The organism is Candidatus Dependentiae bacterium, from assembly GCA_040878395.1.
Classification (GTDB): Bacteria; Babelota; Babeliae; order Babelales; family Vermiphilaceae; genus JAKBEL01.
This window is the reverse complement of record JBBDMI010000007.1, coordinates 93,486-109,651: the sequence shown is the minus strand read 5'-3', so window position 1 is coordinate 109,651 and position 16,166 is coordinate 93,486. Positions and strand designations below refer to the sequence as shown.

The following is a 16,166-nucleotide window of genomic DNA, read 5'->3' as shown; positions in this document are numbered from 1 at the left end:
AAAATTTAAAAGAATTATTTTTTACGACCTTTTTTAGTTATAGCCTTTTTTGATTTTTTTTGCACCTTTTTAAATGTGTTTGGTTCAAAAGCGGAATCTATAACTTCGTCCATAGTTTTTGCGTAAATAATTTTTATATCGTCTAATTTGGTTTCTTTAAGTACATCTTGTATGTCATCAAAGTTTTCATGCGGAACAATAACGGTGTTGATGTCATGTTGTTTTGCTGCCAATAGTTTTTCTTTTAATCCACCTACTGCAAGAACTCGTCCTTGTAGAGTTATTTCTCCGGTTAAGGCAAGACAGTTTTTTGTAGGTTTACCAGTTAATGCAGAAATGAGAGCAGAACACATAGTTATGCCGGCTGAAGGACCATCTTTAGGTGTTGCACCTTCCGGGATATGCACATGAATTTCACGTGTATTATAAAAAGATTTAGGCAATCCAAGTCTTGTTGTATTTGCTCTGATATAACTTAATGCAGCATGTGCAGATTCTTGCATCACTTCACCAAGTTGGCCGGTTAATGTCATGCCGCCTTTGCCGGGCAGTATGGTTGTCTCTATTTCTAGCACATCGCCACCAAGCTCTGTCCATGCCAATCCAGTTGTTAAACCAACCTGTTCTTTTTTTCCATTCAAACTGGTTTTTTTAAATTTTGGATATCCAAGCCATTCAAAAATAAGTTTTTCATTAATGGTAATGCATTTTGTTTTAGGATCTTTGAGTATAGATTGAATCGCTTTACGCATTAGTTTTGCAAGAATACGTTCAAGTTGTCTTACGCCGGCTTCTTTTGTGTATTCTGTGATAACTTTATACAACATCTCTTTTGATATTTTAAATTGGCGTGCAGTTAAATCATATTCCTTAAGGCTTTGTGGAATCAAAAACTGTTTTGCAATTTCAAATTTTTCATCTTCTGTATAACCGGCTAATGAAATAATCTCCATGCGATCAAACAGTGGATAAGGAATACCTTCCATCATGTTTGCTGTGGCGATAAACATCACTTTAGATAGATCGTAGTCTACATCCAAAAAGTGATCAACAAAGGTACTGTTTTGTTGCGGATCTAAAACTTCAAGCAGTGCTGATGCGGGATCACCTTGCATATCTCGTGCCATTTTGTCGATCTCATCAAGTAAGATGACAGGATTTTGTGTTTTGGCTCGTTTTATTGCTTGGATGATTTTTCCTGGCAATGCACCAATGTAGGTTCTGCGATGTCCGCGGATTTCAGCTTCATCTTTTATGCCGCCGAGTGAAATGCGTACAAATTCACGTCCCATGCTTTTTGAAATTGATTTTGCAAGAGAGGTTTTTCCCACTCCTGGAGGACCAACTAAGCAGATGACCGGTGAGCGTTCAAGAGATTTAGAGAATTTTTTTGCAGCTAAGAACTCAATAATACGATCTTTTGCTTTGTGTAGGCCTGCATGGTTTTTATTCAAAATATTTTCTGCTTGGCGTAAACTGATGGTATCTTTACTGGTTTTATTCCATGGAAGAGATAAAATCCAATCAACATAATTTCTGCTTACAACGGCTTCAGACGAAAGAGGTGGCATCTGGTCAAGACGACGCAGTTCTTTTTCAACCTTTTCATATGATTCAGTCGGTAAAGCCATTTTTTTTGCTTTTTCACGCAATTGAGCAATTTCAGCAGATTGATCTTCACGGCCAAGTTCTTTTTGAATCGCTTTCATTTGCTCATGAAGGTAGTATTCGCGCTGGCTGGTTTCAACTTGAGTTTGAATGTGACCACGAATTTTTTGTTCAACCTGTAAAATTTCAATATCACGTTGCAAGAACGAACACAGCTTTAGGATACGTTTTTGTAAATGACGAATTTCTAATAATGATTGACGCTCAGGGAGTGTGAGGTTCAAATGTACTGCAATAGTATCGGTGATATAGTCAAAATCTTGCGGTGACTTGGTATCTTTAATCAGGTCTGTAGGCATTTTTTCATTGAGTTTTGCATATTGCAGGTAAAGCTCTTTGGTTTGGCGCCATAATGCCTGCAATTCTACAGAATCTTTTATGCCGGTTGTGGGTAAATCATCATAGTGTACAGCTATAAAATCGGCCTGGTCTTGATCCAGACTGATTGATTTCGCTCGGCAGATACCTTCAGCTAATATTTTTAATGCTCCATTAGGCATACGCATTACTTGTAAAATAGTAGCACGTGTACCAACTTGATACACCTTGTCTAGGGTCGGATTTTCTACTTCAGAATCTTTTTGAGTGGTAATAAAAATTAAGCGATCATGTTTTAATGCATATTCTACTGCACGAATTGAAGATGGCCGACCTACAATAATAGGTGTGATGCTCTTAGGAAGAATTACAACATTCTTAAGAGGTAAAAGAGGTAAAAACGTAGAAACGCCTTCGATTAATACAGGTTTTTGGTCTTGAACTTCTATCATAATAGTAATTCCTAGTTTTTTGCTTTACAATAAGTCATATGGTCAAATGTTTTTTCTTACGTTGTATTTACTCCTATTTTACCATATTTTTGCTCATTGTACATCCTAATTTTAGGTGTTAACCTATTAAAATAGGGTATTTCTTAGTTTTACTCCAGGAAGATTTTAGAGTAAAATTTTTTCATCTTCTTTTTTACAAATTATAAATCATCTGATAAGCTGTAAAAGTGTTGTTTTATAGATATTTTTTTAATAATTCATATTCAAAAGGATTTATGAATGCTGAGTGGTTTAAAACGAGTTGCACAATCATTATGGGGTAAATTTGAGAACCGCCAAGAACTGATGAGATTTTTACAGTTGGCAATTGTTTTTGGTCTTATCATCGGGACGTATTGGAGTTTGAGAACTATGAAAGATAGTATCTTCAATGCAATCGTTGGTGGTACAGATTACTTGTGGTTTGCTAAAATTATTTCATTAGTTATCAATGTTCCTCTTGTGATTATTTATAGTAAAATGACGGACATTTTCCCAAGACATAAATTTTTCTGTTTTCTAACTGTTTTTTATGGCATAGCAACATTAGGTTTTGCTTGGGCATTTACCACAGAAACTATGGGGTTAATGAATACAGTTGCTAGTCCGGATCGTTATATTGGTTGGGCTTGGTATGCATTTGTTGAAAGTTTTGGTTCACTTGTAGTGGCGCTTTTCTGGGCATTTACTACTGATATTACCAAACCGGATGCGGCAAAAAGAGGTTTTCCTCTAATAATTTTGTTTGCACAACTTGCAAATATTGTTTTCCCTTTCTTTATGTCAGCTAGAAAAATGGGTTTCACAAATAGTGCTCCTGTCGTGGCAATATGTGCAGGATTGATGTTTGCAATGGCTCTTTTAATGTTGAATTTTATCAGAACTGTACCTGAAAAAGATCTCGTAGGTTATGCTGCAGGTAATGTTGAAACAACTGAAGAAGAAGGCGAGCCGGGCTTTTTTGAAGGCTTGAAATTGCTTTTGACTAAAGGTTATTTGTTTGGCATTTTCCTTATCATATCTGTGTATGAGATAATCGTTACTATTGTTGACAATCACTTTAAAGTTACAACTTTTTCAGCGCATAGCGGTGAAGCCAACGTACAAGCATTGCTTTCTCAGTATGCAACTTGGACAGGTATTGTGGCAATGGCATGTGTATTGCTTGGTATCAATAACATTCAACGTAAATTGGGTATGACAGCGTCTCTTTTGGTGTTGCCTCCATTGGTTGGTTTAGCTATTGTTTTAATCAAGTTTAATCCAGCTAGCCTGAACATTGCCTTTTGGATTATGGTGTTCTCAAAAGCGGTAAACTATGCATTGACTCAGCCAACAATCAAGCAACTTTATATTCCGACAACTAAAGATACTAAATATAAAGCTACTGCATGGATTGAAACTTTCGGTTCACGACTTTCAAAAGCGGGTGGATCAAGCTTTGCCGGATTGCGCTCAGTTCTTGGTGTGAACAGTTTCTTGTCAATAGCAGCAATGGCTTCTATGGGAATGATTGGTATATGGGTATTGGCAGCAATGTATATTGCTAAAAAATATAACAAAGCAATTAAAGATGACACTGTTGTTTGTTAAGAGAGAAGCAGCATATGGCATTTGAGAGTTAAAAAAAGAGTCTTTCTGTTATTATAACGCAGGAAGGCTCTTTTTTCGGTTTAATGAAGCATTGAACGGAGCAACTTTTTCAATTTAACTATAGAATGGGTATATTTATGGGGCCAGCGCATTCAACCACTCTCGATACGCCAAAGATGAAACTGTATTACGAAAGGCGTAAATTTATACTTTTAGGGTTAACTTTTTTCTTTGTTATTGCTGCTTATACGCTCGTACAGGCACTAAAAGATTCAATTTTCAGTCATATTGTTGGAAAGTATTACATTAACTATGCTCGCTTTGCGTCAATGTGTATGTTGATGCCGGCAATTGTGATCTATTCGAAGTTAGTAGATAGAATGCGTCGTTATTATTTGCTCTGTTTTTATGCAGGACTTTATGCGATTATGGCGCTTACATTGGCTTATTTTTTAGCTGATCCATTGATCGGTATTGCAAATACACAAGAAAGCCCGACTCGTATCTTTGGTTGGTTGTTTTATTTTTTCAGTGAAGGGTTTTCCCCTTTTGTAGTGAGTGTTTTTTGGGCTTTTGTAAACTCAGTGAGTAGCCCGGATAATGCAAAAAATCGTTATGGTAATATTGCCGCTTCATCAAAGATCGGTGGCATGATGAGTGCCGGTTTATGCTGGCTTTTGTTTGCATGGCGAGATGCATCAGGGCAAAATGTGCTATCTGATGTTGCCAGTCATCAATTGGCTTTATTTATGGCGGCGATATTTTTGGCGATGATTCCTGTTGTAATTCTATATCTTATGAAAATAGTTCCGGGTAGATTCTTGCATGGATATGAGGCTGCCTATAAAGTTGAAAAAATAAAAAAGAAAACAGGTCAATCAGATACCGGTATTTTTGCCGGAGTGAGGATGCTTATTAAATATCCCTACGTATTGGGTATTTTTGGTATGGTGTTCTTCTATGAATTGCTGAGTGTTGTTATTAGTTATTTGCGTATTGGTGTTGCTCAAGCAAATGCGCAAAACCTATCAGATGTTTCTGCTTCATTGTTTCAAATGATGTTTTTAACTCATTTTACCGGTTTTTTAATTTCATTTTTTGGTACCAGGAAGTTGCTCAAAAAACTTGGGGAACGTGTTTGTTTGTTGATTATTCCAGGTTCAATAGGTCTGGTGTTGACTATCTTTATGTTCAATACTGCCAGTTCAATTGTGATAGTATTTACTTTTGTTGTGCTTAAAGCGATAAATTATGCATTCAGTTGGCCGGTACGTGAAGGATTATATATTCCGACGGTCAAAGAGATTAAATTTAAATCAAAATCATGGATTGATGCATTTGGGTCAAAATTTGCTAAATCAAGTGGCGCTTCGTTTAATCTGTTTGCTGAATGGCTTGGACCTGCACTGTTTATTCCGGCACATGCAATCTTTTTTGTGATGTCGATTGGTTTATGGTTTGCTACTGCATGGTTGCTTGGAAAACGCTTTAGTAAAGCTGTTAAAAATAATGAAGTTATTGGTTTGGATAAGCCTTTGCTTAAAACAGCACAAACAAAAGAAGCTTCATTGGCACAATCATAATGTTTTATTGCTTTATTGGGGCAATTTGTTACACTTGTAAACGTTGATATTAATAATACTTGTTTCCCTTACAGTAAGGGTGGCCACTGAATTTTTAAGGCCCGGGAAACAACAGTCATAACCCTAAAGGATTATACATGATTCAATTAGAAAAATTATTTAAAGCCGGCGTGCATTTTGGTCATCAAAAAAGACGCTGGTGTCCAAAAATGGAACCCTATATCTGGGGATTCAAAAATAACGTTCACCTTATTGATATTTCAAAAACAGCATTTCAACTTGAAAAAGCAGCTAAGTTCTTAAAACAACTTGTTGGTAAAGGAGAAACTGTTTTATGGGTTGGTACAAAGAAACCGGCACAAGACGTTATTAAATCAGTTGCAACAAAACTTGACATGCCTTATGTTAGCCATCGTTGGATTGGTGGTACATTGAGTAATTTTGCACAAGTTAAAAAGTCAGTAACAAAATATTTGCATTATAAAGATATTTTAGCAAAAGCTGATAAATATCCACATTATACAAAAAAAGAACTTAACGTTATAGGTAAAGCTGCTGCTCGTTTGGAACAAAACGTTGGTGGTATTCTTAATTTAAAATGGCCTGTAGGCGCATTGGTTCTTGTTGATGTACTCAAAGAGGGTTCAGCATTACGTGAAGCTACGACTATGAATATCCCTGTAATTGCTCTTGTTGACACTAATGCAGATCCAAGCATGGTTGACTTTGTTATTCCAACAAATGATGATTCTCCTCGTGCAATTCAAGTGCTTATTGATTATTTAGGTGAAGCGGCTCAAAAAGGTAAAGAATCTTTTGAAGCGAAAAAAGAAGAAGAACGTTTGGCTAAACAAGCTGAAAAAGATGCTGCTAAAGCAAAAAAAGAAAAAGAAGACAAAAAAACGGATGCTAAAGCTCCGGTAAAAAAAGCTGAATCTACAAAAAAAGCAGTAGCGAGTGCTCCTGTGAAAAAAACAGCTTCAAAAGAAACAGCTTCAAAAGAAACAGCTGTAAAAGCTTCAGAAGAAAAACCGGCTGCTAAAGCAACAGATAAAAAAACTGAATCTACAAAAAAAGCAGTAGCGGGTACTTCTGTGAAAAAAACAGCTCCAAAAGAAACAGCTGTAAAAGCTTCAGGAGAAAAACCGGCTGCTAAAGCAACGGATAAAAAAGCTGTAGAAAAAAAAGAAACCAAAAAAGAAGCACCTTCAAAAGATAAAAAATAACATACGTTGTTTTTGGAGAGGTGTCTGAGTGGTCGAAGGAGCACGATTGGAAATCGTGTATGTCTCGAAAGGGGCATCGAGGGTTCGAATCCCTCTCTCTCCACCAGTCTTCGCTTATCCGGGTCTTCCGACTCGGCAAGCTACGCCTGGCACGGCCAATCTTCGCCAAGGCTTCGGTTGGCAGGCCAACTTTGAAAAAGGAATTTGACATTAATTGTTAAGATAGTTGTAGAGTGAAGACAAAAAAATGGAATGGGTGTGAAAAGCAATTAATTTGAAATAAAAAATGTGGGAAAAGCATTAGGAAAAGTTTGCTTAATTTGTCAGGTCCGAAAGGAAGCAGCAAGAGTAATACTTTACTTGTATGCTTTTCCCCTTTTCTCATATAAACAAAAAACTTTTAGTGGTGTATAATACATGAGTTCAACAAAGGCTCACCTTAATTTAGCGCGCAAATGGCGGTCTCAAAAATTTGATCAAATTATTGGTCAGGACTTGTCTGTGCGCATGCTAAAAAATAGTTTGTATTTGCATCATTTTTTCCCTGTATATCTTTTTTCCGGTCAGCGTGGATGTGGAAAAACAACTACCGCACGTGTTTTTGCAAGTGCAATAAATTGTGCTGAATTTGAAGCGTTTCAAAAAGAACCAAAAAAACATATGATTCCTTGCTTGCAATGTGTTTCATGTACATCGATGATTGCGGGTAAACATCCGGATTTTATTGAAATGGATGCGGCTTCTCATACCGGTGTTGATAACGTGCGTCAAATAATTGATGCATCATCTTTGATGCCATTAATGGGTCGCAAGAAAATTTATCTTATCGATGAAGCACATATGCTTAGTAAAGCTGCATTTAATGCATTTTTAAAAATTTTAGAAGAGCCGCCGGCTTCAGTATTGTTTATTTTAGCAACAACTGATCCGGAAAAAATCATAGAAACCGTCCGTTCCCGTTGCTTTCAACTTTTTTTCAAGCCTATTGATGCACCTGTTTTGCTTACTCATTTGATGCATGTGTGTGATAAAGAGAATATTGGTTATGAAGTTGCCGGACTGGATTTGATCATTAAAGAGACTGAAGGTTCTGCGCGTGATGCTCTTAATATGTTGGAATCGGTACGTTTTTCTGCTGGTAATATTACAAAAAAAGCGGTATTGCGTGTGCTCGGTCATGTTGAAGATGAACGTATTATTGCATTGCTTCAGGCGGTTGTTCATGGCGATAGCATTTTGCTCTTACATACTTTGCAAAAGATTGATTCATCCGGAAATACAGCTCTTTATCTGTGGCGCAGTTTTTTACAACTTTTGCGAGCATCTATTTGGATTAAACATGGCGTAGAGCCAAATTTGTTTGTGCAACATGTTGATACAATTAAAAAAATAATACATACAATCGGTTGGAAAAAATTACATGCATATCTTGATTTTTGCTATAAAAATGAACAACTGTTTTTAAAAACTACTAATCAATATGCATTTTTTGAAATGATTTTATTGCAGTTATGCAGTTTGCGTCGTTCAAATGATAATGATCCAGGTTCCGGTTGTTCATCTACTCCTTCACCTTTATCCGTACCTATGCAAGAGTGTAGCGAAGATGATCAAGAAGATGACCAAGAGGAAGAAGATATTATTGATGAAGAAACCGCAAATTTTTCTCAAAAATGGCAATTAAGTTTGCGTGAAATTGAATCATTGGATGATCCATTGGTTATTTCAATTTTTAAGCAAAGTGTGTTTAAACAATTTGATGAAAAGCTTAATTTGTTGGAAGTTGAGTTTTGTAAAAAGTTTGTTTTTTTTCAAGATTGGCTAGATAATACCAAAAACAAATGGATGCGTGTGCTTCAAAAACGTTTTGGTACTCAGGTTATATTTAAGCCACATTTTACCGGTAAAGATGTTGAACCAATAAAAACAGCTCCAATTGTACTGGAACAAGCTCCACAGCGTACTGCTTCTCAGTCTGTTCAGGCCTCATACGGTAATAAGGGTAGTTATACAAAAAAACGTTCATATGGACAGAAGAGTAATCGCATATCCCATGGTCCGTTATTAGATATATCACAAAAAGATCAATGGCCAAGAACACATATGTTATTACAACATTTTCCTGGTACCGTACATGCATATTCAGAAGGTATAAATTAATGAGTAAATTACCACGTATTATATTAATTGGGCGTACCAATGTTGGAAAATCAACCTTATTTAATCGTATATCAGATAATGTAAAAAGTATTGCACTAGATCAAACAGGTGTGACACGAGATTTTTTGCAAGATACTGTGTGTTGGAACAGTGCCTGTTTTGAATTTATTGACACAGGTGGTGTACAGATTAAAAAGACACGTGACGAGATTCATAAACGTGTTTCTGCCGGTGTTTTTTCATTATTAGAAACAGCAGAAATTATTCTCTTTATGGTTGATGGTTCTGTTGGAGTTACTCCGGAAGAACTGGAAATAGCAAAATTATTACATAAATTAGATAAAAAGGTAGTTCTTGTAATAAATAAGGGCGACAAGCCGCAAGTCCGTGATAATATGTATGTATTTGATCGACTTGGTTTTAAAACTAACATTGTTATTTCAGCTGCTCATGGTCATGACGTTGCAGAGCTTTTGGATCTTGTAGTTGAGATGTTGCCTTATAAAATTCCTATGGTCGAAACTAATGAAGCTTTAAAAGTGGTTATTATCGGCAAACCAAATGCAGGCAAATCTTCATTACTTAATGCATTAATTGATGAAGAGCGTGCAATTGTTTCGGACATTCCTGGGACGACACGAGAGCCGATTACTGAAAAAGTCACTTTTTATAAAGAAGATATGGCTATTACTGATACGCCGGGGGTGCGTCGTAAACGTGGCGTAACTGAACAACTTGAAAAGATGATGGTTAAACGTGCATTTGCTGAGCTTAAAGATGCTGATATTGTACTGCTTGTAATTGATTCATCACAAGGGAAACTATCAGATCAAGAATTGAAATTAGCATTTTATGCGTTTGAACATCATAAAGCATTGATCATATTATTTAACAAATATGATTTAGTCGATGAGCATACACAGCGTGAATTAGATTTTAATTTGGCTCCGTATGAGTATTTCTTGAAAAAAATTAAAAATATTCGCATTTCATGTAAATCAGGCAAAAATATTGGTAAAGTTCTTTCTATTATCAAGGGAGTTGCTGATCGCTATAAACAGCAATTTTCAAATGATGAACTTTCTATTCTGTTCAAAGATGCCTTACATCGGCGTCAGTTATTTCATCAAGGTAATAAGTTAGTTGTTTATAAAGCAAAACAGATAAAAACAGGACCTATTACTATTGTATTGTTTGTGAATGATCCGACCTGGTTTGGACCAAGTCAGTTGGGTTATTTTGATAATGTTATGCGTAAAGAGTATGATCTTGAAGGTGTACCTATCAAATTTATTCCACGTGCGAACAGTAAGAACTTTCAAAAGAACCAGAGTAAAAAGAAAAAATAATTCGTTTCTGGAACTACATATCTTTTTGTGCAAAACTCCATAATGTAGATATTGGTAGTGCAGTGATTTTATGACCGAGTGGAATTGATTCATTGCCGGTATATAAAACAATGCCTCGATGCCATTTATCTTTTACATGTTCTTTTAGATAGAGAAGGCCTTTTGAGTCTTTGGGTGTAATATTGCGACTACTTTTTACTTCTATGCCAATAATTTTACCATCAGGTCTTTCAAGTACTATATCTACTTCAATACCCGCTGGAGTACGGAAATGATATAATTGCACTCTTGTCTTATTCCATGTTGCCTGTTTTTGTAATTCATTAAATACAAAATTTTCTAAAAGGTGTCCTTTGTGAGAAATCTGTGTAATTTTTTCATTATTAATGGCCAGTAGCCAAGATAGCAATCCGGTGTCAACGAGGTATGCTTTGGGTGATTTAATAACGCGTCTAATCAGATTTGAATGCCAAGGTTGTTGAAGATAGATCATAAAAACTGTTTTTAATAACATGAGATAACGATTGAGAGTTGTAATTGTAATGCCACTTTGGCGACCAATTTCTGATACATTTAATAATGATCCTGCGTGAGCTGCAAGGATAGAGAGTAGACGTGGTATAGCTGTTGCATCCTCTATTTGTGATAGTTCAAGTATGTCTTTTTGTAAAATAGCAGAAATATAGTTATTAAACCAAGCTTCTTTATCTTCCCATGATATGTGCTGTACTAGAGGATAACCGCCGGTTAATATTTTATGAAAAAGCTCTTGTTGTGTACATGTTATAGATGGAATACCGGTTATTGAGCCTTCTTGGAAAATGCTATCAATGAAGTGGTCAAATCTATTGAGTAGTTCTCCTTGGGACAATGGATACATGGTTAATATTTCCATGCGACCTGCAAGCGAATCTCCCAAACGAGGAATGAGAAGTGGGTTAGCAGAACCGGTTAATGCATAGCGACCTGGAATACGATTATTATCAACATCATATTTTATTGCTAGAAATAATTCTGGGGCGCGTTGTATTTCATCTAAAATTACCGGTTTTGGAATATCAGCAATAAATCCCATGGGATCATTTTGAGCCGCAAGTAAATAACGCATATCATCAAAACTAACATAATGATATTTTTTTCCTCGAGCGAGCTCTTTCATTAATGTTGTTTTCCCTGTTTGTCTTGCTCCGGTAAGTAATACGACAGGACTTCTTTTTAATGCTTTTTCTAGATTAAATCGTATGTTTCGTTTGTAATTCATATAGATAGCTCCCTTGTTAAATTAACCATTGGATGGTTAATATTTTACCATTCAATGGTTAATTTAACAAGGGATTGCCCTAAACCAGTAAATGACAAATTAACCATCCAATGGGTGATATTTTACCATTCAATGGTTAATTTGTCATATTTATACTAAAAAAGGCTTTTTATAAACTGTTTTATTGAAAAATGATAGTTTCTTTAATCATTGTTTGATGAGTCGAATCACGATTTACATTTTTTGGGTTATGCAAATATGATTGAACTTCTTTGTATTGCTTTCGTGAGGTAATCTAAAAAATTAAAATTTAATCGCGTTTGCCCTAGGTTATGCTGGCAAAAGTATCTAGTTATGAACTCTTTAGTAAAATAATTTATTTATGCTAAGCTCAGCATGAATATCAAAATATGCTATAGGAGGAAACATGCATAAACGTATAACTTTTCGTAATATGGATCATGTGGCAGCTATTGAAAATTATGCTAATGATAAATTAGCTAAAATTGAAGAGTTTCTTACTCATGAGCCAACACCTATTTATATCGATTTAGTTCTTGAACCATCGAAAGTACATGAACATCATCGTGTTGAATTGCGTATTAAGTCACCGCATTATGACATGATTTCTAACTATGAAGGTCCGGAATTTTATAAAGTTCTAGATCGTGTTATTGATGTAATGCTAGAGGAGTTACATCGAGAAAAAAGAAAGCAACTTGATGAACGTAACCATCGCATTAAAGTGAGTAAACTTAGAGAGTTTCAAGAAAAGTTGCCGGATGAAGATGACGATGATGATGAAGTATAATAAGCGATATATTTTATGGGGTACACTATTATGTTGTACCCCTTTACTTTATGGCATAAAAACAAAAGAAAAAATTGCTTCAGTAACTAAACAAAACATACCTGAAGATGTTAACTTAATTGAACATCAACAAACATCATCTGTATCACATAAAAAAGATAAAGAGGAAGCCTATTTTTGGGCTTTAGTTCATTTACTATCAGTTTGTAAGATTCAGTGAATGAGCTCGTTTATCTTGCGCTATCAATGAGTATCTGTTTGAATTCATCAATTGAATAATCATACAGATCGGATGCCCATTTTTTGAGTACTACTTCATCAATCGGATCAATGATTAAAATTGTTGGGAATCCTACAATTGAAAATTTCTTAACTAAATCCGGAATAGTTGGATCAACAGTATCGCTGCCATCAATATGGACCGGAATATATGCTTGCTCTAATGTATTGATGATTTCACTGTTTCTAAAGAATTTTTTATCAATTGCAGTACACATAGAGCAGCAAGGGGCTTCAACTTTTAATAACAGTTTCTTATGCTCATGATGAGCTTGCTCGCGCGCACAGGTGTAATTTTCTGTCCATAAACCAACAACGGTACAATCTTGCGGATTAAAACTTGCGCGGATTGCAAAATAGCCAAATATAATGCTTCCGGCAATCAATATCATACCCAGTATATTATAGAGTAATTTGCCCGAAGTTGACTGTTTTGATGCAGCTTTTAGATAATAAAGACCTGCAACTAAAATGAGTAGAGTGAACAACCAAGTCGTTACGTATGCGGGTATAATAGTACCTAAGAAATAAATTGACATGCCAACCATCAAGAAACCGAACAGTTTTTTGATTTCAACCATCCACATGCCGGCTTTTGGCAATACATTAAGTGAACTTGAAAAAGTACCGATAATCATAAGTGGTAAACTGAGTCCAACACCAAATGCAAATAAAAATATGAATCCTAAAAATGGATTCCCCAATCCGGTTACAATACTGAGCACGAGTGCCAATCCGGGTGAAACGCATGGTGATGCAACGGTTCCACTGACAATACCAAACAAAAATGCAGTAATTGGTGAACCACCTTTAGAGAATCTATTATTGGATTGAAACCCTTTTGGAATATACATGTCATATAAACCGAACATTGATAATGCAAGATAAAGAAGTAATGCCACTATCGATAAAATTACGAATGGGCTTTGCATGAAAGTGCCAAATAATTTACCCGTATAAGCAGCTACGGTGCCAAGTAGTGCAAAGGTGGTTGCAACTCCCATGGTGTAACATAATGAAACAAAAAGATTGCGTAGGAATGAAGTTGATCCTTGTCCTTGCAAAATGCCGACCGTAATAGGAATCATAGGATAAATACATGGCGTTAAACTTAACAATGCGCCAAGGAGTAAAATGAGTAAACATTGCAACCATAATGAGTTGGTATGTTCAATCAAGTTTGAAATTTTACATGAAAGAGAGATAGGTGCTTTCGGTTCTATTTGATCAATTAGTGTGTCTTCAAGTTCAATTTTACTATCTTCAACATCAGCTGCCAAATTAACTGAAATTGATGGTTTATTTATTTGTTCATTTTGTAACGGCAGATGTATGAGCTTTTCTTCAATTGAGCCTTTGTTTTTTCTATAAAAAGTAAAACGTAACGTAGCTTCGGTTACCGGTTTTTTTATGGTCATGTCAATATTAAAGGTAACATCTTGCGTGTAGATTTTTTTGTTTTCTTTAAAGATTGGATCATATACAGAAACTGCATCAATATCAGTTTTCCAATCATGTATAGTTATCCATTCTTGATCGCAGGAAAAATCGATATATTCACGATAGAGTGCATCTTCTTGATCAATGGGGACCATGAATGATACCGTTGCTTCTTTGCTTGGTGTTTCCCATTCAATGTTTGGTGCAAAGCTGAAGCAACAATTGATAATGAATAAGCTATATAATGAGAGTATGCGTTTAATCATGAAAAAAAACCTTTATTAATAACAAAAAAATGATTGGCAAAATATGACATTCGGGTGTATAATAATATCATCTTTCACATATCTTTTCAAAAGTAATATAAATTTTGGGGCTGTAGCTCAGTTGGTAGAGTGCATGGATGGCATTCATGAGGTCACCGGTTCGATCCCGGTCAGCTCCAAACTACGCCTATCCGGGTCTTCAAGCTCGGCAGGCTTCGTTTGGCAGGCCTGCCCTTCGTAGCTAGTTGCTTTAGCAACGCGAAGTAGGGGCCACTTTTTTAAAGGTCTCTTATAAATTATTCCCTAGATTCAACTCTGAAGTGCATAATTTAAATCAAAGTTAGTGTCTTGTAAAAAGACCTCATTTAATTTTTATTTTTGTTATACTCTCCTCAATATTTATTCTTAATCTTGAGGGTATGTCATGTTGATTTGGTTGTTTTTTTTAATGGTATCTTTAAATATATCAGCTGCTGATGAAGTAGATATTGATGAATTTACATTGGTAGATAAATCCCCAGATGATTTTATGCTATTAATTGATCGAGCGAAAAAAAGTAGCATGAGGTATAAAAATAGTTTTGTATATGATGACACAGATTCATATATTAAGAGGTTTGGTGGCGAAGAATTAAGGGTATGTTTTAGTGAAATTGATTCAGAAGATTTTTTAGATTATTTTAAAGTATTAGCTGCTCTACCTTTTTTGAGTGATGCGCAAAAACTTAAATGTAGTTATGTTCTGATTCCGTATTGGCAAAAGTTGCAGCTTGATAAAAATGAAGAGCATAAAGATGAAGTTTTACAAAAAATGTTTCGTAATAACATTGATAGTAAACCAAGTTATCCGATTGGGAGGTTAATGTATGCAGCCGCGCTTCATGCAGGGGCGGATCCAAATGTGGAGCTTTGCAAGGATAGTCATACAAAATTGCTTAAGATTTCACTGATGTATAAAGATTGTGCATTAACAGAGCTTTTATTGCAAAAGGGTGCAGATCCCAATGAGCCTATTAAAACTAATACAGTTGTATCGGGAGGAGTGAGGCGTGGCGAGAAAGAAGTATTCCCATTAAAATGTGTCGAAACATTAAAAGAGCTACAATTACTTTTGCAATATGGCGCTCATCTTTTTATGCAAGATCGGCAATTTGATGCCTTTGATTCTCTTTGTGCACTGTCGTTAAATGAGCATGACCCGTCTATATTAGCAGCATACTTGAATAAGCTATTAAAAGAAGTAGAAGGTATTAAAGATGCTGATTTAAAGTGGTATAAAAGGCTAAAAGAGCGTTTGCATTACGTTATTCTCAACTGTTATCGCATAAATGATAAGTGCACTAAAGAAGTATACATTAACATTGTGAAACAAGCGCTTGAAGAGCATATTGCAACACCAGCAAAAACAGTGACCTGGCATGAATCAGTTACAGGTTAATATTTTAGAATCTTAATATCGCCCTTGGTGCTAAACATAGTAACGGATGTATCTTTGTTGCCGATAGCACCATGCATGGATTTTTTTATGTTATTCCAATAATGAGTATTGAGTGTTGTTGTTTCAGGGTCAATCGTGATCTCTTGCGTGCTGGTAATGGTGCCATGTGAAATACGTTTCAAATCTTGCGGTGAAATACAGAACACCGTAAATAAGGTCTACTTTAGAGCTTCAAAATATACTGCAATCTAAGAGAAGATTCATTAAAAAAATGTTTTGGTTT

At 35.6% G+C, this 16,166-nt stretch carries 12 protein-coding genes, 2 tRNA genes and 1 other RNA gene; 11 read left to right on the top strand and 4 right to left on the bottom strand.

Going from position 1 to position 16,166, the window contains the following annotated elements:
* Positions 1 to 14: 14 nt before the first annotated feature.
* A complete protein-coding gene (gene lon / locus WD055_03280; protein ID MEX0849226.1) occupies positions 15 to 2,438 on the bottom strand; it encodes an endopeptidase La in 2,424 nt (807 codons plus the stop codon).
* 279 nt (positions 2,439 to 2,717) lie between these two features.
* On the opposite strand from lon, the gene WD055_03275 reads away from it, so the two are divergent.
* The 7 genes from WD055_03275 to der all read left to right on the top strand — a co-directional run bounded on the left by WD055_03275 (position 2,718) and on the right by der (position 10,388).
* Positions 2,718 to 4,070: an Npt1/Npt2 family nucleotide transporter gene (locus WD055_03275; GenBank protein MEX0849225.1), complete on the top strand. Its 1,353-nt coding sequence runs from the start codon at positions 2,718 to 2,720 to the stop codon at positions 4,068 to 4,070.
* A gap of 137 nt (positions 4,071 to 4,207) precedes the next feature.
* Positions 4,208 to 5,653, top strand: a complete 1,446-nt coding sequence (locus tag WD055_03270) for an Npt1/Npt2 family nucleotide transporter (protein ID MEX0849224.1) — start codon at positions 4,208 to 4,210, stop codon at positions 5,651 to 5,653.
* Between the two features lie 137 nt (positions 5,654 to 5,790).
* Positions 5,791 to 6,879, top strand: a complete 1,089-nt coding sequence (gene rpsB, locus WD055_03265) for a 30S ribosomal protein S2 (protein MEX0849223.1) — start codon at positions 5,791 to 5,793, stop codon at positions 6,877 to 6,879.
* 14 nt (positions 6,880 to 6,893) lie between these two features.
* A tRNA-Ser gene (locus WD055_03260) sits at positions 6,894 to 6,985 on the top strand.
* Positions 6,986 to 7,166: 181 nt separating this feature from the next.
* Positions 7,167 to 7,260: signal recognition particle sRNA small type (gene ffs / locus WD055_03255), an RNA gene on the top strand.
* Positions 7,261 to 7,296: 36 nt separating this feature from the next.
* Positions 7,297 to 9,039: a DNA polymerase III subunit gamma/tau gene (dnaX, locus tag WD055_03250; protein MEX0849222.1), complete on the top strand. Its 1,743-nt coding sequence runs from the start codon at positions 7,297 to 7,299 to the stop codon at positions 9,037 to 9,039.
* Positions 9,039 to 10,388 carry a ribosome biogenesis GTPase Der gene (gene der / locus WD055_03245; protein MEX0849221.1) on the top strand — a complete coding sequence of 450 codons (1,350 nt, stop codon included), beginning with the start codon at positions 9,039 to 9,041 and terminating at the stop codon, positions 10,386 to 10,388. The genes dnaX and der overlap by 1 nt, the downstream gene beginning before the upstream one ends.
* A 13-nt stretch (positions 10,389 to 10,401) precedes the next feature.
* On the opposite strand, the gene WD055_03240 is transcribed toward der, so the two are convergent.
* On the bottom strand, positions 10,402 to 11,649 hold the full coding sequence (locus tag WD055_03240) for an ATP-binding protein (protein ID MEX0849220.1): 1,248 nt from the start codon (positions 11,647 to 11,649) through the stop codon (positions 10,402 to 10,404).
* Positions 11,650 to 12,076: 427 nt separating this feature from the next.
* Here WD055_03240 and WD055_03235 point away from each other — a divergent pair, with 427 nt between their 5' ends.
* Both WD055_03235 and WD055_03230 read left to right on the top strand, forming a co-directional pair.
* Positions 12,077 to 12,460 carry an HPF/RaiA family ribosome-associated protein gene (locus WD055_03235; protein MEX0849219.1) on the top strand — a complete coding sequence of 128 codons (384 nt, stop codon included), beginning with the start codon at positions 12,077 to 12,079 and terminating at the stop codon, positions 12,458 to 12,460.
* A complete protein-coding gene (locus tag WD055_03230; GenBank protein ID MEX0849218.1) occupies positions 12,444 to 12,680 on the top strand; it encodes a hypothetical protein in 237 nt (78 codons plus the stop codon). Before WD055_03235 ends, WD055_03230 begins: the two co-directional genes overlap by 17 nt.
* 10 nt (positions 12,681 to 12,690) lie before the next feature.
* Here the strand turns inward: WD055_03230 and WD055_03225 are convergent, their stop codons facing one another.
* On the bottom strand, positions 12,691 to 14,445 hold the full coding sequence (locus WD055_03225; protein MEX0849217.1) for a cytochrome c biogenesis protein CcdA: 1,755 nt from the start codon (positions 14,443 to 14,445) through the stop codon (positions 12,691 to 12,693).
* A gap of 106 nt (positions 14,446 to 14,551) precedes the next feature.
* On the opposite strand from WD055_03225, the gene WD055_03220 reads away from it, so the two are divergent.
* Together WD055_03220 and WD055_03215 are read left to right on the top strand one after the other, a co-directional pair.
* A tRNA-Ala gene (locus WD055_03220) sits at positions 14,552 to 14,624 on the top strand.
* 245 nt (positions 14,625 to 14,869) lie between these two features.
* On the top strand, positions 14,870 to 15,883 hold the full coding sequence (locus tag WD055_03215) for a hypothetical protein (GenBank protein ID MEX0849216.1): 1,014 nt from the start codon (positions 14,870 to 14,872) through the stop codon (positions 15,881 to 15,883).
* Here the strand turns inward: WD055_03215 and WD055_03210 are convergent.
* Complete coding sequence (locus WD055_03210; GenBank protein ID MEX0849215.1) at positions 15,880 to 16,089, bottom strand: hypothetical protein; 210 nt, start codon at positions 16,087 to 16,089, stop codon at positions 15,880 to 15,882. The genes WD055_03215 and WD055_03210 overlap by 4 nt on opposite strands.
* Positions 16,090 to 16,166 lie beyond the last annotated feature (77 nt).